The sequence below is a fragment of the Maritimibacter harenae genome (assembly GCF_009882975.1).
GTDB lineage: Bacteria > Pseudomonadota > Alphaproteobacteria > Rhodobacterales > Rhodobacteraceae > Maritimibacter > Maritimibacter harenae.
On the sequence record NZ_WTUX01000017.1, the window covers coordinates 69956 to 91896 of the forward strand.

Below are 21941 nucleotides of genomic sequence, written 5' to 3' on the forward strand. Positions count from 1 at the left end.
CTACCTGATGGGCATGAGCATCGCCTTCGACAATTCCTATGCCCGCCTGCCCGACACGTTCTACAGCCGGCTTTCGCCGGAACCCGTGTCGCGGCCCGAGATCGTCGCACTGAACCGGCCCCTGGCCGACGAACTGGGCATCGACCCGGACGCGCTGACGGCCGACATCCTCGCGGGTAACGCCCTGCCGGACGGGGCCGAGCCGCTGGCGCAACTCTACGCCGGCCACCAGTTCGGCAACTTCGTGCCGCAGCTCGGCGACGGCCGCGCGATCCTGTTGGGCGAGGTCATCGACACCAACGGCAAACGCCGCGACATCCAGCTCAAGGGCTCGGGGCGTACACCCTATTCGCGGGGCGGCGACGGCCGGGCCTGGCTGGGCCCCGTTCTGCGTGAATACGTGGTGTCGGAAGCGATGCACGCGCTCGGCATCCCGACGACCCGCGCGCTGGCGGCCGTCACCACCGGTGACGACGTGATCCGGGAGGCCATCCTTCCCGGTGCCGTAATGACGCGCGTGGCCTCGAGCCACCTGCGCGTGGGCACGTTCCAGGTCTTCGCCTCGCGCGGGCAGTTCGACGCGCTGCGCGACCTAACCGACCACGCCATCGCGCGCCACTACCCGGACGCCCAGGGCCCGCTGGACCTTCTCTCGGCCGTGACCGAGGCTCAGGCGGAGCTCATAGCGGCCTGGATGTCGGTGGGTTTCATCCACGGCGTGATGAACACCGACAACATGGCGATTTCGGGTGAGACGATCGATTACGGCCCCTGTGCCTTCATGGACGCCTATCACCCGAACACCGTGTTCTCGTCCATCGACCAGATGGGGCGCTATGCCTACCAGAACCAGCCCAACATGGCCGTGTGGAACCTGGCGCAACTGGCCTCGTCTCTTCTGCCGCTGATCGAGGGCGGCGAAGATGCCGCGATCGAGGCGGCCGAGGATCGGCTGCACGCCTTCCCCGACCTCTTCGGCGCGGCGTGGATACGCCGCTTCCGCGCGAAGATCGGCCTCACCACCGAGGAAGAGGGCGACGGCGCGTTGATCCAGGGGCTTTTGCAGCGCATGGCCACGTCCGGCGCCGATTTCACCAACACGTTCCGGGCGCTGGCCGATGGCGACGCCTCGGAATACCTGGCCGAACCCGGCGCCTGGGAAAGCTGGGCCGCCGACTGGCGCGCGCGGCTTGAACGCCAGGGACATGACGGGCGTGACGTGATGCGGGCGGCGAACCCCGCTGTCATCCCGCGCAACCACCGGGTCGAAGAGGTGATCCAGGCGGGCATCGACGGCGACTTCGCGCCGCTTCACCGGCTGAACGCCGTGCTGGCGGAGCCGTTTTCGCACAACGCCGACACGGACCACTTCGCCAAGCCGCCGGCCCCGGAGGAACGCGTCACGCGGACGTTCTGCGGGACCTAATCGCGCGCGGCCTCTTCCTCGGCGATCCGTGCCTTCAGCGCGTCGCGCTTTTCCCGCAACCGTTCGGTCTTGCGCTCGATCTTGTCGACCTTGTGCTCCGCCGCCCGCCGGAAGTAGCGGCGGTTGTTCAGCACGAACTGCGCGACGATCCCCGACAGGCCGTAACGTGACCGCCCCCGCAGGAAGGCATAGCCCGACGCCGCCCCCAGCGCGGCCCCGAGGCAGTCGACCATCAGGTCGGTCATCGTGTCGTCGAGCCCGGATTTCTGCATGTTGAAGCCGAAGACCTGGTCGACCGCGTACTCGAAGATTTCCCAGGTCACGCCGATCGTCACGGCGAAAGCGAAGGCGATACCGGCCACGGCATAGGCGGGTGCGGCATACCGGTCGCCCTCGAACATCAGAAGCGTGAGCACCACGCCCACGATGCCGAACCCCACGGCCGAGGTCGCGTGCAGGAACAGGTCCCACCACCAGAACCGTTCGTAGAAGTCGAAGGCTTCGCCGAGAAATACGGTGCCGAAGAGGAAAAGCACGATGCCGGCGTAGAAATAGACCGGGATCTGAAGGTGGAGCCGTTCGGCCATGATCGCGGGCGCGATGGACAGGCCCAGCGTGGCCAGCCCGACGGCGCCGATCATCCAATCCCCCAGGGCGAAGGCCCATATGCTGGCCCCGATGAGGATCACCCAGACCGCGTAGGTCACGATGGAATGGCGACGCAGGAACATCAGGTGCATTTAGTCGCAGGGCGCCAGAGGTTCAATTGCGACGCGGGGGTCCCCATATCTGGATCAGGCATGAAACTGGCGAGTTACAATATCCGCAAGGCGGTGGGACGGGATCGGCGCCGTGACCCGGGCCGCGTGATCGAGGTGATCAACAGCCTCGGCGCGGACGTGGTCGTGCTGCAGGAAGCCGACCGGCGGCTCGGTCCACGCCCCACGGCACTGCCGCGCAAGATGCTGGAGGATCACAGCGATTACATCCCCGCGCCGCTCGCGGCCAACGACGTGTCACTGGGCTGGCATGGCAACGCGGTGCTGGTGCGCCGGGGCCTCGAGATCACCGACACGCAGCGCATCGAACTTCCGTCGCTCGAACCGCGCGGGGCCGTCAGCGTGGAGATCGACGGAAAACTCCGGATCGCGGGCACGCACCTGGCGCTGATGCGCCGCTATCGCCACCCGCAGATGCGTGCCCTGCGCGCGGCGCTGGCGCGCGGCGAGACGCCGACGGTGGTGCTGGGCGATTTCAACGAGTGGTCGCTCACACTGGGCATGGAGGAACTGCACCACGGGTTCGAAACGAACGTGCCCGGGGCCACCTACCCCACCTTCCGGCCCGTGGCGGCACTCGACCGCATCGCGCTCAGCCCCGAGGTCAAGCTCAAGCGCAGCGGCGTCCACGTCACCGAACTGTCGCGCATCGCCTCCGACCACCTGCCGATCTGGGCCGAGGTCAGCCTGCCCGCCGCGGCGGTGCCGGAGCCTCGCTCGGCGGTTGAACATGCGCCCGGGGCGCCCGGTTGATCAGCAGGATGCCCACTGCCACCAGCGCGAGTTGGGCGAAAAGCGCCACGCTCACGGGCTCGTTCAGGATGAGCCAGCCCATGCCCACCCCCACCACCGGCGACAGGAAGGCGAAAGAGGCGATGCTCGACGCCTTGTAGGTGTTGAGAAGCCAGAACCACACCATGAAGGCCGCGGCCGCCACGACGATGGTCTGGTAGGCCAGCCCCGCCCAGTGCCACGGCTGAAGGTCCCGGATGAAGGGGCCGAAGAACGGGGCCGCGATGATCAGGAGCGGGCCGGAGACGGAGAGTTGCCAGAACATCTGCATGTTCGAGCTCACCTCGCGCACCCGGGTGATCCGCGCAAAAAGCGCCAGCGCCGTCCAGCCGAGCGCACCCACGAGCGCGAAGATGTCGCCGCGCAGGGACGCCGTGCCGCCGCCGCCCTGGTCCGCGATGGCCCAGGCCACGCCGAAAAAGGCCAGCGCCAGCCCCGTGACCTTGAGCACCGTGAGGCGTTCGCCGGGCAACAGGAAATGCCCCGCGAGCCCCAGCCAGATCGGCATCGAGTAGAAGATGATCGAGGTGCGCGTCACCGTGGTCAGGTCGAGCGCGAGGAACAGCCCCAGGAACTCGATCGTGAAGCACAGGCCCAGGATCACGCCGGGCCAGCGCGTGCCCGCGCGGAAGTTCAGCCGCTCGCCCCGCACCCGCATCCACAGCCACACGCAGAACGCCGCGCCGAAGCTGCGCAGGGCGGCCGCGAAGACCGGCTGAAGCCCGTCGTTCACGAGCTTGATGACAACATGGTTGAAACCGAGCGCCATGGAAATGGTGATCAGCATGCCGGCCCCGGCCAGGGTGAGATTTTGCTTTTCTTCCATGGCGGTGAAAGGACGTGGACGGCGCCGGGAAGTCAACCCCGGCGCCCCTCTCTTTCGCGACTTTGCCCGCGCCGGGCGCCCATGCTACCGTCGCGAAAACGCGCAAGGGACAGCCATGACCTTCCTCCAGATCGCCTCGCTCCTGATCGTGATGGCGGGGCTCTTCGGCGCCATCAACTACCTGTTCCTGAAGCTTCCCTCCTCGATCGGGATCCTGATCGTGTCGCTCACCGCGTCCATCCTGATCCTGCTGGTCGAGGCGCTGACCCCGCAGGTCTATTTCGCCGATACCGTCACCTCGATCGTGCGCGACATCGACTTCTCCGACGCGCTGCTCGAAGGGATGCTGGGGCTGCTGCTTTTCGCCGGGGCGCTCCACGTGCGCACCTCGGACCTGCGCGCCCAGTGGCGGCTGGTCTTTCTCATGGCCACCTTCGGCGTGGCGCTGTCGACGATGATCGTGGGGACCGGGTTCCACTGGCTCACCGGCATGCCCTTCCTCGTCGCGCTGGTCTTCGGCGCGCTGATCTCACCCACCGACCCGGTGGCGGTGCTGGGCGTGCTGCGAGACGCGAGCCTGCGCAAGTCGCTCGAGGTCAAGATCGCCGGCGAGTCGCTCTTCAACGACGGGGTCGGATACGTCGTCTACCTGGTGCTCGTCGGGCTCGCCTTTCCGCTGGCCACGAGCCACGGGGGCGACGCGGACCACACTGCCACCTTCGCGGACGCCGCCCGCCTCTTCTTCGTCGAGGCCGGCGGCGGCGCGCTCCTGGGGATCGTGCTGGGGTGGCTCACCTTCCGGATCATGCGGCTGATCGACGATTATTCGCTCGAGGTGCTGCTCACCCTCGGGCTCGCCTTCGGCGGCTACGAGCTTGCCGTCGCGCTCCACGTCTCGGGGCCGATCATGGCGGTGTGCGCCGGGCTCCTGATCGGCGAAGTGGGCACGAAGCACGGGATGAGCGAAGAAACCGGGCGCTATGTCGACGCGTTCTGGAAACTGGTCGACGAAATCCTGAACGCGGTGCTCTTCCTGATGATCGGGTTCGAGGTCTTCCTCGTGGCCTTCACGCTCGACACCGTGATCGCCGGGCTCTGTGCCATCGTGCTGGCGCTCCTCGCGCGGCTGGCGGCGGTGGCGATCCCGGTGGTGATCCTGAAACCGTTCCGCGAATTCTCTCCGGGCGTGATCCCGATCATGACCTGGGGCGGTCTCAAGGGCGGCATTTCGGTCGCCCTGGCGCTTGCCCTGCCCGAGAGCGAATGGAAACCCCTCATTCTCACCGCGACCTATATCGTTGTCATCTTCTCGATCATCGTGCAGGGCCTCACCGTGAAGGGCCTCGCCACACGGTTGGGCCGCGAACCGGAGCTGATGTGATGACCGATTACCTTGTCTACGACGTGTTCACGGACCGCGCCTTCGGGGGCAATCCGCTGGCCATCATCCCGAACGCGGTCGAGCTGCCGGAAGCGCAGCTGCAGAAGATCGCGCGGGAGTTCAATTTCTCGGAGACGGTGTTCCTCTACCCGCCCGAGGGCGCCGGTGTCGCCCGGGCGCGCATCTTCACGCCGACCGCCGAGATCCCCTTCGCCGGCCACCCGGTCATCGGCACGGCGGTCATGCTGGGCGAGGCCGGGCTGGGACCCGAATTCGTGCTCGAACTGGGCGTGGGGCCAATGCAGGTCGGCGCGGGCGCAGGCGAAGGCCGCTTCATAAACGAGGTGCCGCTCGAGCGCCTGGCGGAGCCGGACCGCGCGCTGGTCGCCCGGGCGCTGGGCACGCCCGAGGAAACCATCGTCGGGCAACCCGTCATGGCCGGCGTCGGCCTGCCCTACACGTTCACGGAGCTGGTGGACCGGGCCGCGCTCACCGATCTCGTGCCCGACACGGCCGCGTTTCGGGAGGGCAACGCGCGCTACCCGTCGGCGGTGGCCTTCGCGCAGGCCGCCTTCGTGCGCGACGGCGACGAGATCCACCTGCGCATGTTCGCACCGCTGGACGGCACGCCCGAGGACCCGGCCACCGGCTCGGCCGCGGCCGCGCTGGGCGCGCTACTGTGCGAAGAGGCCGGCGAACCGGTGCGCCGCCTCATCCGCCAGGGCGAGGACATGGGCCGCCCCTCGCGTATCATGGTCGACGCCACGGCGGGGCGGGTCACGGTCGCAGGTCAGGCCGTGCGCGTGATGGAAGGCAAGCTGGTCGCATGAACACCTGGGTCGTCCTGCTGCGCGGCGTGAACGTCGGCGGGACGGGGCGGTTGCCGATGGCGGACCTGCGCGCGCACATCGCCGCGCTGGGCGGGCACGCACCCGAGACCTACGTGCAATCGGGCAACGCGGTGTTCTCGGGCGCGGTCGACCCGGATGCGTTCTCGCGATCACTCTCGGACCGGATCGCGCAGCACCACGGCCACACGCCCCGCGTGCTGGTCCTGCCCGCCGAGACGCTCATCCGTGCGCTGGCGGCCTTCCCGTTTGCCGAGGCGCGTGACCGCCCGAAGACGGGGCACGTCTGGTTCTGCGCAGAGGACCCCGTTTCGCCGGACCTGGAGGGCCTGGCGGCGGTGGCCGGGCCGCGGGAGCGCTTTGCGCTCGAGGGGCGCTGGTTCTTCCTCGATGCACCCGGTGGGATCGGGCGATCGAAGCTCGCGGCGAAGGTGGAACGCAGCCTCGGCGTGGCCGCGACGGCGCGCAACCTGAACACGGTCATGGCATTGGAGCGGATGGCCGCGGCGCGGTAATGCCCGGATCGCCGCAAGCCGGGGGATTCCGGTTTTCCGGTTTTCCGGTTTTCCGGTTTTCCGGTTTTCCGGTTTTCCGGTTTTCCGGTTTTCCGGTTTTCCGGTGAAGCCGAACTCNGGCCCTCAACCCACTGTCAATGAATGATTTTTCACGCCAGGACGGCCATCGCCTCGTCGATCAGGCTGGCGTCCGCCTCCGCCTTGTGGGCGTTCTCCGACAGGACCCGGCGCCAGTGTCGCGCCCCGGGGCGCCCGGCGAAAAGCCCCAGCATGTGGCGCGTGACCTGCGCCAGCTTGCCACCATCCTCGAGATGGCGGGTGATATGCGGCTTCATCGCCTGGGCGACCGCCACCGGGTCGTCCATCGGATCGGCGCGCCCGAAGATCCGGCTGTCCGCCTGCATCAGGATACCGGCCGGGTCGTGGTAGGCCGCGCGCCCGATCATCACCCCGTCCATCCCCGCCGCAAGCTGCGCCTCGGCCGCGTCGAGCGACGCGATGCCCCCGTTGATCGACAGGTGCAGGTCCGGGCGCGTGGACTTCATGCGGTGCACGAGGTCATAGTCCAGCGGCGGGATGTCCCGGTTCTCCTTGGGGCTGAGCCCGGCCAGCCACGCCTTGCGCGCATGGATGATGAACCGCCCGACCCCGGCGTCCGCGACGCGGTCGAGGAAGTCCGGCAGCACCACCTCCGGGTCCTGGTCGTCCACGCCGATCCGGCATTTCACTGTTACCTCGACATCGCCGGCCGCCGCGATCATGGCCGCACAGCATCGGGCCACCAGGTCCGGGTCGCGCATGAGCACGGCGCCGAAGGTGCCCGATTGCACACGGTCCGAGGGACAGCCCACGTTGAGGTTCACCTCGTCATAGCCACGGTCCACCGCCATGCGGGTGGCCTCTGCCAGCTCCGCGGGGTCGGATCCGCCCAGCTGCACCGCGACCGGGTGCTCGGCGGGCTCGAAGTCCAACAGGTGGGTCGCCCCGCCCCGCACCAGCGCGGGGGCCGTCACCATCTCGGTGTAAAGCAGCGTCTCGCGGCTCATCAGCCGGTGGAACACCCGGCAATGGCTGTCCGTCCAGTCCATCATCGGGGCGACGGACAGGCGGGCGGCCTTGCGCACTCTCATCTTGGGATCGTCGTTCATCACCGCACCCGGGTCCCTGGGCCAAGCGTTCCATCCACCCGCGGACATCTGCGCGGGACCGTTGCGGCGAGCTATACCACCGCGGGCGCGAAATCAAACCCTGGGTGGTGTGGCGTGCCCCGCCACGTGGGGGCACGCCGGGGGTCTTACTGCTCGATGAGCTCCATGACGTTGCCGAGCGCGGCCGCGTCCTGCTCGATCTGGTCGGCAGCCGCATCGGCCCCCTGCCAGTAGACCAGCGCGCCGGTTTCCGCCGACAGCTCTTTCGCCGCGTCCGATTCCACGACCTTCTGCGCGACCGCCGCGATCTTCTCGCGCACGTCCGCGGGCACGTCCTTGTGCACGAAGAGACCGTTCCACAGCGCGAGTTGCAGGTCGTCCTCAAGCTCGCCCACCGTCGGCGTGTCGGGGGTCAGCGGGATGCGCTGCCCGCCGATCGAGGCGAGAACCGTCATGTCGTCGAGGCACGGCATGATCAGCTGGAGCGTGGTGTTGATCACGTCGGCATCACCCGAGGCGACCGTGTTGCAGTCGAGCGCGTCGAAGGCGGCTTCCGAGCCGTATTCGAAGCCCATCTTGTTGGCGAGCGCCAGCGTCACCTGCGTCGGGATCAGGAAGGTGCCGAAGTGACCCAGCGCCACCTCGTTGTCCTGCGCGTAGTCGGCCAGCTCCTGCATGGTGCCGTAGGGCTTGTCGGCCGACGTGGCGATCACGAAGGGATAGGTCAGGAAGATGCCGATCGGCTCGAACGGGTTGGGCGACAGCGCCGGGATGCCCACCTCGGGCCCGATCAGCGGGATGTCGACGACGAAGGAGCCGATGGTGTAGCCGTCGGGATCGGCATTGGCGACTTCGGCTGCGCCGGGGAACGGGCCGCCGCCCCCGCCGGGCTTGTTCACGACGGCTGCGGGCACGCCGTAGGTCGCCTGGAACTCGTCGGCGATCATGCGCGTCAGCACATCCTCGAGGTCGCCGGGCGGGAACGGCACCACGAATTCGACCGGCTTTTCCGGGTACTCGGCCTGCGCGGCCATCGGGATGGCCAGCGCGCAAGCGGTGGCGAGAAGCAGTTTCTTCATGTCTCAGTCTCCTGTTGGATTGGTTTCTCGGTTTGCGAAATCCGGGTCTCGGCCCGGGCGATGGCGTTCTGGGCGCCATGTTCGAATGTCGTGATCCCCCGTCCCAGCTTCTTCACGGGACCGGGGCGGCGCAAGGGGGCGGGCGCGCCGTGGGCCACGCGCAGGCCCCGCATGCACCCGTCCCCCTTCATTCGTCCGCACGGGGCACGAGGCCCTGCTCGACCCAGGCATCGAAGATCTCGAGCGCGAGGTCGGTGAAGGCCGCGTCGTTGATGTGCGCGTCGAGCTCGGTCGCGGTGATTTTCGGGTCCACCGTGCGCGTGAGCTCGTCGAGGAACGCGGCCAGCCCATCCGGGTCGTGGCAGTCGCCGCCGGGCCGGTCCCATTCCTCGATCCCGCCCTTCGGGATGATGAGGTGCGTGGGCGTGTCCGTCTCCGCGATCCGCAGGTTGAGCTCGCGGGCGATCTCGCGGCGCTCCTCGGGGTTGTAGAAGGTGTTCTTCACCAGCTTGTTGTGCGTGTGGATCGGCCGGTCCGCGAATTGCTCGGGGATGTCCTGCCAACCGGCGAAGTCGATCAGGTCCATGCAGCCCGGCGCCACGATCTGGGGAATGCCGGCCCGGCCCGCCGCGCGGTGCCGGTCGCGGCCGGCGTTGACGACGGAGCCCGCCAGCAGGTTCCCCAGCTCGCAGCCCGCGAAATCCATCACGCAGACGAAGCCGTTCTGCGCGGCGATCTGTTCGAAGGCCATGCCGCCCATGCCCATCGCGTGGAACACCGCCACCTCGTAGCCGCGCGCCTCGAGCGCGGGCTTGAGCGCCTTGATGTAGCTCAGGCAGGAGGTGCCCAGCGACGTGATGCCGACCACCGGCCGGTCGCTCGTGGCCGGTTCGGCGGCGCGTGCGGCGCCCAGCACGGCGCCCGCCGCCTGCGACAGCGACGCCTTGCAGATCGCGTTCAGGCCGTAGAGCCCGCCCGCCCAGAGGATCATTTGGATGTCGGGCGACAGACGCTCGGCCGGGATCAGGGCCGAGAAGGACACGGTCGAAACCACGTATTTCGGAAAGCCCAGGGGCAGCGCCTGGCACACGTCGAGCGCGAGGTCGGTGCCCATCGTGCCGCCCAGGATGATGACGCCGTCGATCCGGCCCTCTTCCTGCAACCGCCTGGCCGTGGCGCAGGCGCCGGCCGACATGATGTTCATCGCCACATGTTCGCTGCCCGAGTCGATCGCCGCCTCGATCGAACTACCGCCAGCCTTCGCCACCTCTTGCTTGGAGATGTCGGTCGGCTTTTCGGGGTCGCCAAGGACGCTCACGTCGAGAGTGAGCGTCCCGCCCCCCTGCGCGCGGATCTTGTCCGCGATGAACGCGAGCTCGTCGTTCTTGGTGTCGTAGGTGCCGATGACCAGGATGGTCTTGTCAGCCATGTCGTTCTCCCTGTCTCTCAGATCTCGTCAGGCCCGCACCCCCAGGAGGTCGAGCGCCCGGGCGTAGCTCGTGCCCGGGTCGGTCACGTCGAACTGGACGCCGCGCATCCCCGCGTCCTCCGCGCCGCGTATGTTGCGCGGCTGATCGTCCACGAAGACGCAGGCCTCGGGCGGCAGGCCGAGGGCCTGGGTCACGAAGCCATAGGCGCGCGCGTCCGGTTTGAGCACCCCGGTGTGGGTCGCGTCCACGATCACGTCGAAGTCCTTGAGGAAGGGCAGCTTGTCGCGAAACCCTTCGCCGTAGAACAGGTCGAGCTCGTTCGACAGGATCGCGAGCTTGCAGCCCGCCGCCTTCGCATGCGCGATGGCCTCGCGCGCCTCGGGGCGGATCACCGCCTCCGGGTCGTCGCCGCGCACGCGGCCCACGAACTGCGCGAACTGGGTCCAGGTCTCCCCGACCAGCTCGCCCGTCTCGGCCATGCGGTGCGCCCAGTAGTCGCGCTCCGTGATCTCCCCGGCCTGCATCCTGCGCCAGACCGGATCGCCCTCCGGCGCGAACGGCCCGCGCCACGTGAGCGTGCCGGGGTCGAGCCCCAGGGCGCGTTCGCTGAGGTCGTGGGTCTCGAACAGCGTGCGCGAAATCACCCCGCCGAAATCCAGGACGAGCGCCTGCGCGGTATCCGCCCCCTGCCCGCTCACAGCTTGATCCAAGCGGTCTTGAGGTCGAGGTACTTGTCGAAGGCGTGGAGCGACTTGTCGTGTCCGTTGCCCGACTGCTTCACGCCGCCCAGCGGCACGGTCGCATCGGCCCCGCCGTAGGTATTCACGTGCACGACCCCGGCCTTCACCGCGCGCACCATCCGGTGGGCGCGTGACAGGTCGGCGGTCCAGACGGCCGCGGCCAGCCCGTAATCGGTGCCGTTGGCGATGGCGACCGCCTCGTCTTCCGTGTCAAAAGGGATGACGGCCAGGACCGGGCCGAACACCTCGTCACGCGCCAGCCGGTCCTCGGGCGAGACGCCGGTCACGATCGTCGGCGCCATGTAGTAGCCGCCCGTTTCTTCCAGGATGCGCCCGCCGCCGGTCACGACCTCGCGGCCTGCGGCGCGCGCCTCTTCCACGAAGGTCAGGTTCTGTTCGAGCTGGCGCTGCGAATTCACCGCCCCCGCCTGCGTCGCCGGGTCGAGCGGGTCGCCCACCTTCATGTCGCGCGCATAATTCGCGAGCGCCTCGACGAAAGCGTCATGCACCGAGCGTTCGACCAGCAGGCGCGACCCCGCGACGCAGACCTGCCCGGAATTGCGGAAGATGCCGTTGGCCGACACCTTCACCGCCTCCATAAGGTCGGGGGCGTCGGCAAACACGATGTTGGGGCTCTTGCCCCCAAGCTCGAGGTAGACGCGCTTGAGGTTGGAGCGCGCGGAATATTCCAGAAGCCGCCGGCCCACGCCGCCGGAGCCGGTGAAGACCAGGACGTCGACATCCATCGACATCCCGATCGCCTCGCCCACCACCGCGCCCGCGCCGGTGACCACGTTGAATACCCCGGGCGGCACGCCCGCCTCCACCGCGAGTTCCGCGATGCGCAGGAGCGTGAGCGACGCGGTCTCGGCCGGTTTCAGAACCACCGAATTGCCCGCGGCCAGCGCGGGGGCGAATTTCCAGGCGCCGATCATGAGCGGGAAGTTCCACGGCACGATGGCCCCCACGACGCCCACCGGCTCCCGGTGGACGAGACCCAGCACCGACGGGTCGGTGGGTGCGATCTCGCCGTAGATCTTGTCGAGCGCCTCGGCGTAGTAGCGTATCGTTCCCGCGGCCGAGAGCGGTTCGGCCTTCAGCGCCATGCCGATCTCGGTCCCGTTGTCGCGCACGCCCAGCACGGCGAGTTCGAGTGCGTTCTCCTCGACCAGATCGGCCCACTTGAGCATGATCTTCTTGCGCGCGGCCGGCGCGAGCCCGGACCAGCGCCCGTCGTCGAAGGCGGCGCGCGCGGACCGGATCGCGTGTTCGGCGTCCTGCGCCGTTCCCGCGGCCACCGTCGTCAGCACCCGCCCGTCGAGCGGCGACAGCACGTCCATCGTCCCCCCGTCCGAGGCCGGCGTCATCCGCCCGTCGATCACGTGGCCCATCGGCGGCACGTCCGCCGTGCGCAGCGCCTCGATCCGGGAACGGTCCAGCATGGTCTTCTCCTCTTACCGCGTGTGGCTGTCGTGAATGTCGTGGTCGTGCTCGTTCTCGGGGATCGCCGCCCGCTTCTCCCGGATCAGGCCCACGAAGTGACCTACGATCAGGAGCACGATGAGCACCGCCAGGGTCGCCGCGATCGGGCGGTCGACGAAGTCGATGGGATCCTTCACCCGCGCCATCGCCGAGCGCAGCTTCACCTCCATGATCCCGCCCAGCACCATGCCCAGCACGATCGGCACCACCGGCAGGTTCATGCGCTTGAGAACCAGCCCGAGGATGCCGAAGGCGGCCGCGATGGCGCAGTCGATCACCGAGTTGCGCAGCGAATAGACGCCCACGAAGCTCAGGGTCAGGATCATCATGCCCAGGAAGCGCGTAGGCACACGGATGATCCGGAGCAGCCAGTTCGACGCGACCAGCACGAAGGCCACGACGAAGACGTTGAGCAGGATCATCGCCGCGTAGAGCGCGTAGACGAAGTCGAGGTCGTTCTGGAACAGCCCCGGCCCCGGCACGACGTTGTGGACGTAGAACACCGCCAGCATCATAGCCGTCAGCGCCTCGCCCGGGATGCCGAGCGCCAGCAGCGGGATCATCGCGGCGGCCGGCACCGCGTTGTTGGCGCTTTCGGAGGCGACGAGCCCCTCGGGGCTGCCTTTGCCGAAATCCTCCGGCGTCTTCGAGGTCTTCTGGGCGTAGGTGTAGGTCAGGAACTGCGCCGTGAACTCGCCCACCCCCGGGATCATGCCCATGAGCACGCCGAAGCCCGCGCCGGCGCCCGCGATGCGCTTGAAGCGGAAGACGCCCTTCATGGCGGTGAACATGTTGCCTTCCACCCGCTGGGTGACGGGCGCGCGCTCGGAATCCGTGAGGAGCACGAAAGCCTGACTCAGGGCGAAGAGGCCCAGCACCACGACGATCAAGTCGATGCCGGAGGAGAGCCACTCCTGCCCGAAGGTGAAGCGCTGTGTGTAGCGCACGGGCTCGAGTCCCACCGTGTTGATCAGGATACCGAAGGCGACGAGCGAGCCTGCGACCAGCGTCTGGCCCCGGTGCGCGATCACGACCAGCACGATGCCCAGGAGGGCCGCGAGGAAGATCTCGCGGCTGCCGAACATCGGCGCGATCTTGGCCAGCACCGGCGCGAAAAGGATCAGCGCGAGGATCGACAGGATGCCGCCCACGAAGCTCGCCCCGTAGGCCAGGCCCAGGGCGCGCAGCGCCTCGCCCCGCTTGGTCATCGGGTGGCCGTCATAGGTCGTCAGCGCGTTCACTGCCGTGCCCGGCGTGTTGATCAGGATCGCGGGAAGCGAGCCGCCGTACATCGACGAGCCGTAGATGCCCAAAAGCATGGTGAGCCCCACCAGCGGCTCGAGCGAGAAGGTCGCGGGCAGCAGGATCGCGATGGCGACCGCCGCGCCCACGCCCGGGATCGCCCCGATGACGACGCCGCCGATCGACCCGATCAAGAGGGCGGCGAGAACCGCGGGATCGGCCAGAAGCGCGAGTCCGGATGCAAGATCACTCATGTCGCCCTCACAACCAGATCATCGCGAACAGGCGGAAATCGCCTGCCGGCAGTAGGGAATAAAGGTCGCCCGCCGGGATCTTCACCTGCAAGAACCCCTTGAAGATGATGACCACCGCCACCGAAAACACCGTCGCGGCCGCGAACCACACCCACCGGCGGTACCCCAGCCGGAAGGCCAGGAGGTTCGTGAAGATCAGCGTCGATGGCAGGTAGCCGAGCTTCGGGACCAGGAGGACGTAGGCGATGAACCACGCCGCGAACTCGATCGAGCGCAGCCAGTAGAGCACCTCTTCACCGCGTCCGTGGATGCGCTCGGACACCATCGCGCCGACCAGGTGAAGGGCCGAGAAGATCGCCATGGCGTAGACCGCCACGCGCGGCCAGAAGGACGGCTGAGCGTAGAACGGCTGGCGCGGCACCCACTCGGTCTGGGTCGGAAGGCTGATCAGCAGGAAAAGCGCGAAGAACAGCGACAGGAGCGAGATCACGAAATCGCCGGGACGGCGATAGCGCTTGAACAGGTCCTGGAAGGTCTTGGTCCGCGTCATTGCGCCTCCCGCCCCTGCGGAGCGGCGAACGCGGCGGTGGCCCGTGACAGCATCTTGTCGGTCTCCCTGCGGCGGTTCATTATTCAAACCATCGGTTGCAATTATTGTTGCAGTCGAAATGATAATCTGTCAACGATGGACTTGTCCCGGACGACGAATAACCGGGAGCAAGAGGTGAAACGCGATGGGAACGATCACCAAAGCCTTGGATTTGCTCACGTTTTTCTCACGTGAACGGCCCGCCCTGGGATTGGGCGATTTCGTCCGCCTGTCGGGCCGCGACAAGGCCACCGTCCATCGTCACCTCGTCGAACTGGCCGAGAACGGCTTTCTCGAACAGGACCGCGACAGCCGCGCCTACCGGCTGGGCCCCGCGATTCTCCGTCTGACCGCGGTGCGCGAGGCGACCGCGCCGGTGCGCACGGTGGTCACGCCGCTGATCGAGGCGATGGCCCAGGAGGTGGGCGAGCTGGTCCACTTCTCGCTCCTGCACGGTGAGCAGCTCTCGCCGGTATGCCACCTCGACCCCGGCCGCCACGGCACGCACGTGCATTTCGACGAGGCCGAGATCCTGCCGCTCCACGCCACCGCGTCGGGCATCGCGGTGCTGGCCTTCGGCGACCCGGCGCTGCGCGAACATGTCTTCGCCGGCCAGCTGACCACCTATGCCGCCAACACCCCGACCGACCCGGACGCCCTGCGCGCCCTCGTGACCGAGGCGCGCGAAACCGGGATCGCGCAGGCCTTCCGGTCCTTCGACAACGAGGTGTCCTCGCGCGCCGTGCCGATCTTCGGGGCGGACGGCACCGTCACCGGCGCGCTGGCCGTGGCAATGCCCACGAGCCGGATCGGCGAGCACAGCGAAGCGGACATCCAGCGCGTCCTACGCGACGGCGCGGCGCGCGTCACGAATTCCATCGGCGGCACGGTGCCCGCGCATTACCGCGACACCCTCGCCCGAAACAACGCATGACAGGAGACCCCATGAAAGACGCGAATTTCCTGAAGGAGCACAACGCCCGTCACCTGTGGCACCCGATGGCCCACCCGGCCGACAGCCTGGCCAACCCGCCCGACATCATCGTCGAGGGCGAAGGCGTCCACATCACGGACGTGGACGGCCACCGCACTGTCGACGGGGTCGGCGGCCTGTGGAACGTCAACCTTGGCTATTCCTGCCAGCCGGTGAAGGACGCGATTGCCGCGCAACTCGACCGCCTGCCCTATTACTCGATCTTCCGGGGCACCACGAACGACAACGTCATCGAACTGGCCGAACGCCTGCGCGACTTCTTCGCCCCCGACGGGCTGACGCGCGCCTTCTACACCTCCGGCGGCTCGGACAGCGTCGAGATCGCTCTCCGGCTCGCGCGCCAGTATCACAAGATCCGGGGCGAGGCCGGCCGGGTCAAATACCTGTCGGTGAAGAAGGGCTACCACGGCACCCACACGCTGGGCGCCTCGGTCAACGGCAATGCCAATTTCCGCACACAGTACGAGCCCCTGATGCCCGGCTGCTACCACGTGCCCTCGCCCTACACCTACCGCAACCCGTTCGGCGAGACGGACCACGAGAAGCTGGCCCAACTCTGCCTGTCCGCCATCGAGGACGAGATCAAGTTCCAGGATCCCTCGACCATCGCCGCCTTCATCATGGAGCCGGTGCTGGGCGCCGGCGGGGTGATCCCGCCGCATGAAAGCTTCATGCCCGGCGTGCGCGAGATCTGCGACAAACACGGCATTCTTCTGATCGCCGACGAAGTCATCACGGCCTTCGGGCGCACCGGCGACTGGAGCGGCTCGCGTCACTGGGGCGTGAAACCCGACCTCATGTGCACCGCCAAGGCCATCACCAACGGTTACTTCCCCTTCGGCGCGGTGATGATCTCCGAGGGCGTGGCCGAGGTCTTCGAACAGGATACCAGCGGCAAGGGGGCGATCGGCTCGGGCTACACCTATTCCGGCCACCCGGTCGGCGCCGCCGCCGCCATCGCCTGCCTTGCCGAGACCGAGCGGCTCAACGTCAAGGACAACGCCGCCGCGCGCGGCAAGCAGCTCTTCGACGGGTTGAACGCGCTCAAGGACAAGTACGACCTGATCGGCGACGTGCGCGGCGGCCACGGGCTGATGCTCGCGCTCGAATTGGTCTCCGACCAGGGGGCCAAGACGCCGATCGACAAGAAGACCATCGGCGCCATCCACCGCGCCACCTACGAAGCAGGTGCGATGGTGCGGGTGTCGGGCAACAACATCATCCTGTCCCCGCCGCTCGTGCTGCCCGAAGCGGACGCCCGGACGATCCTCTCGGCGCTCGACGCGGGCTTCGCCAGCGTCGGCTGAGGTGCCCCGCGGCGCGAAGAGCAGCACCGGGGCCCGCCCCGGTCCGGCCTTCGCGCGCCGAAGCGCTTGCCCAATTCACCGCGTTCCATAGTGTCGACCCATGTCGATCCGCCGAACCTGGATAATCGCGCTCGCCCTACCGCTCGCGATCCTGCTCGTCTTCCTCTTGTGGGGATGGTCGCGCCTGCTCGAAGCCCCGCTGGCGTGGCTTGGTTTCTACGGCAGCGTGGCCCTGCAATACGGGGCCGGCATCATCCTGATGGCCCTGCGCCTGCGCCACGCGGGGCGCGGCGTGTTGATCCGGAACCTGGGCCTGCTGGCGCTCGCCTATGCCGCGATGTTCCTGCCGCTCCTTTTCCTGTCGATGGCGCTTGCCTGCACGTTCCTGGATGTCTGCATCTAGGCGCCCCCGCCGGATGCCCCCCTTGTTTACAGGCCCCGCATATCGCACCCTCGGGGCGACGCACACGATCTCGAGAGACCCGGACCCGTCGGCGCAAGGCAGGCGTTGGTATCGCAAGAGCGTTCCGAGACTTACATGCAAAGGAGCTTTTCATGAGCGCGCAATTGATCACTTTCCTGATCCTTGTGCCCTTCGCCCTGGCCTTCATCTACGCGGCCTATCACGAATACCGACGCTACAAGACCGAGGGCCGCGCAAGCTACGGGCTTGTCTACAACGAAGAGACCGGGACGACCCACGTCACGGGGATCGCCGACGAGGAAGAGGCCTACGACCCCGAGGATTACGATCCGAACGACTACAACGACCCCGATATCGCGTCGGATCCCGACGAGGACGACACGTCCAAGAGCTGAACCGCGACGCCTTCGCGGGCTCAACGATCGTGACCCGCCTTCCCCCGATCAAGAAAATACCCCCGCAGAACACTGCGAGGGCATGTATCCTGCAACGCGTGGACCTCAGTGGCCGACGGTCTTGGCTGCTTCGAGCGCCGCGTCCAGCACGGCCCGGTCGCCCACCTGGTTGGCAAGCAGCAGGATCAGCCGCGCGTTCAACGCCGCGCTTTCATCGTCCGACAGCCCCTCGTGCGCCTCGATGAGCTTGGCGTAGAACCCGTCCGGGTCCGCGATGTTCGGGTCGAGGTTGAGATCGCTCATGGTCACTCCTTTCCGCAGGCCTTGCGCAGGGCCGCCCGCAGCGCTTGTTCGTCGTAGGCATCCCAGCGTGCCGCGACATGCTGATCGGGCCGCACGAGGTAGACGGCCGCCTCCGCGTCGCCCAGGTAACGCTCCGCGATCAGGCCGGTCGCGTCCTCCGCGGCGGACACCGCCACGCGCGTGGCCGTCACCCCGTCCTCGGTCAGCGCCTCCGGCGCCTCCGCGTTGATCGTCAGGATCGTGAAGCCGCCGCCCAGCTTGGGCAGCAGGAACCCGTCGCCCAAGGGCGCGTCCGGGCACGGTGCACCCACCCGCGTGCGCGCCGGCCCGCCGTTCAGCGCGTCGGGGCCGTTCAGCGACAGCCCGTCATAGACACAAGGCACCGACAGGCGGCCCGAGTTCACCAGCGGCCGCGCGAAGGCGTATTGCTCGGCCAGATCCAGCACCGCGTTGCGGAACGTGTGGCTGATCTTCGACTTGGGCGTGATGAAGTCCGTCGACCGGGTCGAGTTCAGGATGTTCTCATCCGCGCCGTGCTTGCGCTCCTCGTCGTAGCTGTCGAGCAGGCTCTCGGGCGCCTTGCCCTCGATCACCAGCCCGAGCTTCCAGCCCAGGTTGTCCACGTCCTGCATGCCGGAGTTCGCCCCGCGCGCCCCGAAGGGCGACACCTGGTGCGCCGCGTCGCCCGCGAAGATCACGCGGCCGTGGCGGAAATCCTTCATCCGGCGGCACTGGAACGTGTAGATCGAGGTCCAGACGATGTCGTAGGACACGTCCGGCCCCAGCATCGCGTCGAGCCGCTTGCGGATGTTCTCTTCCTTGAGCTCTTCCTTGCGGTCCACGTCCCAGCCAATCTGGAAATCGACGCGCCAGACGTCGTCGGGCTGCTTGTGCAGGAGCGTGGAGGCCCCCGCCTTGTGCGTCGGCTCGAACCAGAACCAGCGCTCGGTCGGGAAGTCCGCGTGCATGCGGATGTCGGCGATGAGGAAGCTGTCCTCGAACACCCGGCCCTCGAAGTCGAGCCCGAGCATCCCGCGCAGGGGCGAACCCGCGCCGTCGGCCCCGATCACCCAGTCCGCGGTGATCTTGTAGCTGTCCTCGGGCGTGGTGATGTCGATCGCGACGCGGTCGCCCTTGTCCTCGACCGCGTCGACCCGGTTCTTGCCCCGGATCTCGATCGGCGCGCCCTGGGCCTGCGCCTCGCGCACGCGGTCCACGAGAAAGCGTTCGAAATAGGGCTGCTGGAGATTGATGAAGGCCGGGTACTGGTGTCCCTCCTCGGGCAGCAGGTTGAATTCGAAGACCTTCCGATCCTCGTGGAACACCTTGCCCAGGTTCCACACGACGCCCTTCTCGACCATCTCCTGGCCACAGCCATAGCGGTCGGCGATCTCGAGGCTGCGCTTGGCGAAGCAGATCGCCCGGCTGCCCATGCCGATCCCCTCGTGGTCGTCGAGCACCACCACCGGGATGCCCTGCAGCCCGAGGTCGAGCGCGGTGGCCACGCCGATCGGCCCGCCCCCGATCACCACCACGGGGTGGCGAACCGGCGTCTCGGCGTCCTGGTCGGCGGAGCGTTCGTACGGATACAGCTTGAACGCCAGCGAATAACGATCGTCCAGCATCTTTCCCTCCCTCTGGAGCGGCCGGGGCGCGCGCTTGCGCCCCGGCCCGTGCGCCTCACCCCTGAAGCGCGTTCCACATTTCCTGGTCGCGCTCGGCGGTCCAGACACGCGGCGTGTCGATCCCGCGCGCCTCGTCGAAGGCGCGCGCGACGTTGAACGGCAGGCAGTGCTCGTAGATCGCGTAGTCGGCGAACTTCGGGTCGCACTCGGCGCGGATCGCGTCCCAGGCGTCCTTGAGCGTGCCGCCCTGCGCGGCCACCTTCACGGCCGGCTTGTAGGTCGAGGAGACGAAGTCGCGCGTGTTCTCGATCGCAGCGTTCACCATCTCGGACCCCACGAGCGCATCGCCCCGCCCCGGCGCGATGGCCGCGAGGTCATAGGCCTTGATCGCGTCGAGCGTGGTCGACCAGTCCTTCAGGTGCCCGTCGCCGCAGTAGCAGGCGGAGTGGTATTCCACGATGTCGCCCGTGAACATCACGTTCTGGTCGGGGACATAGACCACCGCGTCGCCCGCCGTGTGGGCGCGGCCCAGGTGCATGATCTCGACCTTCCGGTTGCCCAGGTAGACGGTCATCTTGTCGTTGAACGTGAGGGTCGGCCAGGTCAGCCCCGGGATTTCCTCGTGCCCCTGGAAAAGACGCGGGAAACGGCCGAACTCGCTGTCCCAGTCCTCCTGGCCCCGCTCCACGACCTGGGCGCGGGTGGTGTCGGTCATGATGATCTCGCGCGCGCCGTAGGCGGACGCGCCCAGCACGCGCACGGCGTGGTAGTGGGTGAGCGCGAGATGCGTGATCGGCTTGTCGGTCACCGAGCGCACGCACTCGATCACCTTGCGCGCAAGACGCGGGGTCGCCTGCGCCTCGACGATCATGACGCTGTCGTCGCCGATGATCACGCCGGTGTTGGGGTCGCCCTCGGCGGTGAAGGCGTAAAGCCCCTCGCCCACCTCGGTGAAGCTCACCTTCTTTTCTTCCATGTCGCCTTGCGACGCGAATGCCTTAGCCATGTTCTCTCACTCCTTGGCCCAGTCGGGGATCGGTCGGGCGGGCAGAACCTTGCCCACGCAATCGCCGAACCCGATCGTGTATCCGTCCCCCCGCGCGTTGGCGCGCAGGGTCAGCGTGTCTCCGTCCTCGAGGAAGCTGCGCTCCTCACCGGTGTCGAGTTTCACCGGTTCCTTTCCGCCCCAGCCCAGCTCCAGGAGCGACCCGCGCGCGCCCTTCTCGGGGCCCGAGATCGTGCCGGAGCCCAGGAGGTCGCCCACGTTCATCGGGCATCCGCTCGTGGTGTGGTGGCACAGCTGCTGCGCGGCGGAATAGTAGAGTTCCTTGTAGTTCGTGCGGCTGAGCGTGGTCGCATCCTTGCCCTCGGGCGCCAGCGCCACCTCAAGGTCGATGTCGTAGGACATCGGGCCCGGCTCGCGCAGGTAGGGCAGAAGCGGACGCTCGCGCTCCGGCGTCGACGTGCGGAACGGCTCCAGCGCCGCCTTGGTCACGATCCAGGGGCTGATCGAGGTCGCCGTCGCCTTGGACTGGAACGGCCCCAGCGGCTGGTACTCCCAGGCCTGGATGTCGCGCGCGGACCAGTCGTTCAGGATGACGTAGCCGAAGATCGCGTCGTCGGCCTCCTCGACCGAAACCATGTCGTCGGATGCGCGCCCCACGATCGCCCCGAACTCGAGCTCGAGGTCGAAGCGCCTGGACGGCGCGAAATGCGGAAGCTCGTCGTCCGGCCCCTTGAGCTGGCCCAGCGGCCGGCGCACGTCGGTGCCCGACACGACGACCGACGAGGCGCGCCCGTTGTAGCCGATCGGGATCGACAGCCAGTTGGGCGGCAGCGCGTTCTCGGGACCGCGGAACATCGAGCCCACGTTGAAGGCGTGGTTCTTGGCGGCGTAGAAATCGGTGTATTCCATCACCTCGATCGGCAGGTGCATGGTCACGTCCGCCTGCGGGACGAGATACTCGGCGAAGGTCACCGCCTTGTCCGACCCCTCGCCCAGGCTCTCGATCAGGAAGACCCGGAACTCGGCCCAGGTCTCGGCCCCCAGCTCCATGAAGTCGTTCCAGCTCTCGCAATCGAAGACCGGGTGATCGCCCAGCTTGACGTGGCCGTCCTCCTCGAGCCCGGTCACGTCGAGGATCTGGTCCCCGATCGCCACGCCGCAGCGCCCCTCGTCGCTGCCCGCGACGGAAAAGACGCCATAGGGCAGGTTGTTCAGCGGAAACGGACAATCGGCGGAGTTCGCGCTCTCCACCCAGCTTTTCATCAATGCCAAACCGGCACCTCCTGTCGGGGTACACGTCCCCTGTTCATCGTTCCAAAAATACTTCGGGGAGGTCTGGAGGGGCAGCGCCCCTCC

At 67.8% G+C, this 21941-nt stretch carries 22 protein-coding genes; 9 read left to right on the forward strand and 13 right to left on the reverse strand.

Going from position 1 to position 21941, the window contains the following annotated elements:
* Positions 1–7: 7 nt before the first annotated feature.
* Positions 8–1426 (forward strand): protein adenylyltransferase SelO, encoded by a 1419-nt coding sequence (locus GQE99_RS12740; RefSeq protein WP_202530799.1) that lies wholly within the window; start codon positions 8–10, stop codon positions 1424–1426.
* Here the strand turns inward: GQE99_RS12740 and GQE99_RS12745 are convergent.
* Entirely contained in the window at positions 1423–2157 is a 735-nt protein-coding gene (locus tag GQE99_RS12745; protein WP_161352014.1) for a hypothetical protein, read from the reverse strand. The two genes, GQE99_RS12740 and GQE99_RS12745, sit on opposite strands and share 4 nt — an antisense overlap.
* A 69-nt stretch (positions 2158–2226) precedes the next feature.
* On the opposite strand from GQE99_RS12745, the gene GQE99_RS12750 reads away from it, so the two are divergent.
* Positions 2227–2958, forward strand: coding sequence for an endonuclease/exonuclease/phosphatase family protein (locus tag GQE99_RS12750; protein ID WP_161352015.1), 732 nt, complete (start codon positions 2227–2229; stop codon positions 2956–2958).
* Here GQE99_RS12750 and GQE99_RS12755 read toward each other — a convergent pair.
* The gene (locus GQE99_RS12755; protein ID WP_161352016.1) at positions 2888–3823 is read right to left on the reverse strand and encodes a DMT family transporter; all 936 of its coding nucleotides are present in this window, start codon (positions 3821–3823) and stop codon (positions 2888–2890) included. The genes GQE99_RS12750 and GQE99_RS12755 overlap by 71 nt on opposite strands.
* A 115-nt stretch (positions 3824–3938) precedes the next feature.
* On the opposite strand from GQE99_RS12755, the gene GQE99_RS12760 reads away from it, so the two are divergent.
* The 3 genes from GQE99_RS12760 to GQE99_RS12770 are packed head-to-tail and all read left to right on the forward strand — an operon-like array spanning position 3939 to position 6567.
* Positions 3939–5204 (forward strand): cation:proton antiporter, encoded by a 1266-nt coding sequence (locus GQE99_RS12760; RefSeq protein ID WP_161352017.1) that lies wholly within the window; start codon positions 3939–3941, stop codon positions 5202–5204.
* On the forward strand, positions 5204–6034 hold the full coding sequence (locus GQE99_RS12765) for a PhzF family phenazine biosynthesis protein (protein ID WP_161352018.1): 831 nt from the start codon (positions 5204–5206) through the stop codon (positions 6032–6034). The genes GQE99_RS12760 and GQE99_RS12765 overlap by 1 nt, the downstream gene beginning before the upstream one ends.
* Entirely contained in the window at positions 6031–6567 is a 537-nt protein-coding gene (locus GQE99_RS12770) for a DUF1697 domain-containing protein (protein WP_161352019.1), read from the forward strand. Before GQE99_RS12765 ends, GQE99_RS12770 begins: the two co-directional genes overlap by 4 nt.
* Positions 6568–6716: 149 nt before the next feature.
* Here GQE99_RS12770 and dusA read toward each other — a convergent pair whose 3' ends face one another.
* From dusA to GQE99_RS12805, 7 genes are all read right to left on the reverse strand, one after another.
* Entirely contained in the window at positions 6717–7715 is a 999-nt protein-coding gene (gene dusA / locus GQE99_RS12775) for a tRNA dihydrouridine(20/20a) synthase DusA (RefSeq protein ID WP_161352020.1), read from the reverse strand.
* 146 nt (positions 7716–7861) lie between these two features.
* Positions 7862–8794, reverse strand: coding sequence for a tripartite tricarboxylate transporter substrate binding protein (locus GQE99_RS12780; protein WP_161352021.1), 933 nt, complete (start codon positions 8792–8794; stop codon positions 7862–7864).
* A gap of 187 nt (positions 8795–8981) precedes the next feature.
* Positions 8982–10223, reverse strand: coding sequence for a Tm-1-like ATP-binding domain-containing protein (locus GQE99_RS12785; RefSeq protein WP_161352022.1), 1242 nt, complete (start codon positions 10221–10223; stop codon positions 8982–8984).
* Positions 10224–10250: 27 nt separating this feature from the next.
* Positions 10251–10922: an HAD family hydrolase gene (locus GQE99_RS12790; protein WP_161352023.1), complete on the reverse strand. Its 672-nt coding sequence runs from the start codon at positions 10920–10922 to the stop codon at positions 10251–10253.
* Positions 10919–12406, reverse strand: a complete 1488-nt coding sequence (locus GQE99_RS12795; protein WP_161352024.1) for an aldehyde dehydrogenase — start codon at positions 12404–12406, stop codon at positions 10919–10921. Before GQE99_RS12795 ends, GQE99_RS12790 begins: the two co-directional genes overlap by 4 nt.
* Positions 12407–12418: 12 nt before the next feature.
* Entirely contained in the window at positions 12419–13942 is a 1524-nt protein-coding gene (locus GQE99_RS12800; protein WP_161352025.1) for a tripartite tricarboxylate transporter permease, read from the reverse strand.
* Positions 13943–13949: 7 nt separating this feature from the next.
* Positions 13950–14492 (reverse strand): tripartite tricarboxylate transporter TctB family protein, encoded by a 543-nt coding sequence (locus GQE99_RS12805; protein ID WP_161352026.1) that lies wholly within the window; start codon positions 14490–14492, stop codon positions 13950–13952.
* A 250-nt stretch (positions 14493–14742) separates the two neighbouring features.
* On the opposite strand from GQE99_RS12805, the gene GQE99_RS12810 reads away from it, so the two are divergent.
* From GQE99_RS12810 to GQE99_RS12825, 4 genes are all read left to right on the forward strand, one after another.
* Positions 14743–15465, forward strand: coding sequence for an IclR family transcriptional regulator (locus GQE99_RS12810; RefSeq protein WP_235917229.1), 723 nt, complete (start codon positions 14743–14745; stop codon positions 15463–15465).
* A gap of 11 nt (positions 15466–15476) precedes the next feature.
* Positions 15477–16832, forward strand: a complete 1356-nt coding sequence (locus GQE99_RS12815; protein WP_161352028.1) for an aminotransferase class III-fold pyridoxal phosphate-dependent enzyme — start codon at positions 15477–15479, stop codon at positions 16830–16832.
* A 100-nt stretch (positions 16833–16932) separates the two neighbouring features.
* The gene (locus tag GQE99_RS12820; protein ID WP_161352029.1) at positions 16933–17235 is read left to right on the forward strand and encodes a hypothetical protein; all 303 of its coding nucleotides are present in this window, start codon (positions 16933–16935) and stop codon (positions 17233–17235) included.
* Between the two features lie 152 nt (positions 17236–17387).
* Positions 17388–17651: a hypothetical protein gene (locus GQE99_RS12825; protein WP_161352030.1), complete on the forward strand. Its 264-nt coding sequence runs from the start codon at positions 17388–17390 to the stop codon at positions 17649–17651.
* Positions 17652–17756: 105 nt separating this feature from the next.
* On the opposite strand, the gene GQE99_RS12830 is transcribed toward GQE99_RS12825, so the two are convergent.
* Genes GQE99_RS12830 through fahA form a run of 4 tightly spaced genes read right to left on the reverse strand, consistent with a single transcriptional unit; the run spans position 17757 to position 21857 of the window.
* Positions 17757–17954 (reverse strand): DUF2783 domain-containing protein, encoded by a 198-nt coding sequence (locus GQE99_RS12830; RefSeq protein ID WP_161352031.1) that lies wholly within the window; start codon positions 17952–17954, stop codon positions 17757–17759.
* Positions 17955–17956: 2 nt separating this feature from the next.
* The gene (locus GQE99_RS12835) at positions 17957–19579 is read right to left on the reverse strand and encodes an FAD-dependent oxidoreductase (RefSeq protein WP_161352032.1); all 1623 of its coding nucleotides are present in this window, start codon (positions 19577–19579) and stop codon (positions 17957–17959) included.
* A gap of 55 nt (positions 19580–19634) precedes the next feature.
* Positions 19635–20585, reverse strand: coding sequence for an MBL fold metallo-hydrolase (locus GQE99_RS12840; RefSeq protein WP_161352033.1), 951 nt, complete (start codon positions 20583–20585; stop codon positions 19635–19637).
* 6 nt (positions 20586–20591) lie between these two features.
* Positions 20592–21857 (reverse strand): fumarylacetoacetase, encoded by a 1266-nt coding sequence (gene fahA / locus GQE99_RS12845; RefSeq protein ID WP_161352034.1) that lies wholly within the window; start codon positions 21855–21857, stop codon positions 20592–20594.
* Positions 21858–21941: the final 84 nt, after the last annotated feature.

Bases quoted from the DNA above. Each gene is read 5' to 3' on its own strand.
- GQE99_RS12740 (WP_202530799.1), top strand. From the start codon at position 8: ATGGGCATGAGCATCGCCTTCGACAATTCCTATGCCCGCCTGCCCGAC.
- GQE99_RS12745 (WP_161352014.1), bottom strand. From the start codon at position 2,157: ATGTTCCTGCGTCGCCATTCCATCGTGACCTACGCGGTCTGGGTGATC.
- GQE99_RS12750 (WP_161352015.1), top strand. From the start codon at position 2,227: ATGAAACTGGCGAGTTACAATATCCGCAAGGCGGTGGGACGGGATCGG.
- GQE99_RS12755 (WP_161352016.1), bottom strand. From the start codon at position 3,823: ATGGAAGAAAAGCAAAATCTCACCCTGGCCGGGGCCGGCATGCTGATC.
- GQE99_RS12760 (WP_161352017.1), top strand. From the start codon at position 3,939: ATGACCTTCCTCCAGATCGCCTCGCTCCTGATCGTGATGGCGGGGCTC.
- GQE99_RS12765 (WP_161352018.1), top strand. From the start codon at position 5,204: ATGACCGATTACCTTGTCTACGACGTGTTCACGGACCGCGCCTTCGGG.
- GQE99_RS12770 (WP_161352019.1), top strand. From the start codon at position 6,031: ATGAACACCTGGGTCGTCCTGCTGCGCGGCGTGAACGTCGGCGGGACG.
- dusA (WP_161352020.1), bottom strand. From the start codon at position 7,715: ATGAACGACGATCCCAAGATGAGAGTGCGCAAGGCCGCCCGCCTGTCC.
- GQE99_RS12780 (WP_161352021.1), bottom strand. From the start codon at position 8,794: ATGAAGAAACTGCTTCTCGCCACCGCTTGCGCGCTGGCCATCCCGATG.
- GQE99_RS12785 (WP_161352022.1), bottom strand. From the start codon at position 10,223: ATGGCTGACAAGACCATCCTGGTCATCGGCACCTACGACACCAAGAAC.
- GQE99_RS12795 (WP_161352024.1), bottom strand. From the start codon at position 12,406: ATGCTGGACCGTTCCCGGATCGAGGCGCTGCGCACGGCGGACGTGCCG.
- GQE99_RS12800 (WP_161352025.1), bottom strand. From the start codon at position 13,942: ATGAGTGATCTTGCATCCGGACTCGCGCTTCTGGCCGATCCCGCGGTT.
- GQE99_RS12805 (WP_161352026.1), bottom strand. From the start codon at position 14,492: ATGACGCGGACCAAGACCTTCCAGGACCTGTTCAAGCGCTATCGCCGT.
- GQE99_RS12815 (WP_161352028.1), top strand. From the start codon at position 15,477: ATGAAAGACGCGAATTTCCTGAAGGAGCACAACGCCCGTCACCTGTGG.
- GQE99_RS12820 (WP_161352029.1), top strand. From the start codon at position 16,933: ATGTCGATCCGCCGAACCTGGATAATCGCGCTCGCCCTACCGCTCGCG.
- GQE99_RS12825 (WP_161352030.1), top strand. From the start codon at position 17,388: ATGAGCGCGCAATTGATCACTTTCCTGATCCTTGTGCCCTTCGCCCTG.
- GQE99_RS12830 (WP_161352031.1), bottom strand. From the start codon at position 17,954: ATGAGCGATCTCAACCTCGACCCGAACATCGCGGACCCGGACGGGTTC.
- GQE99_RS12835 (WP_161352032.1), bottom strand. From the start codon at position 19,579: ATGCTGGACGATCGTTATTCGCTGGCGTTCAAGCTGTATCCGTACGAA.
- GQE99_RS12840 (WP_161352033.1), bottom strand. From the start codon at position 20,585: ATGGCTAAGGCATTCGCGTCGCAAGGCGACATGGAAGAAAAGAAGGTG.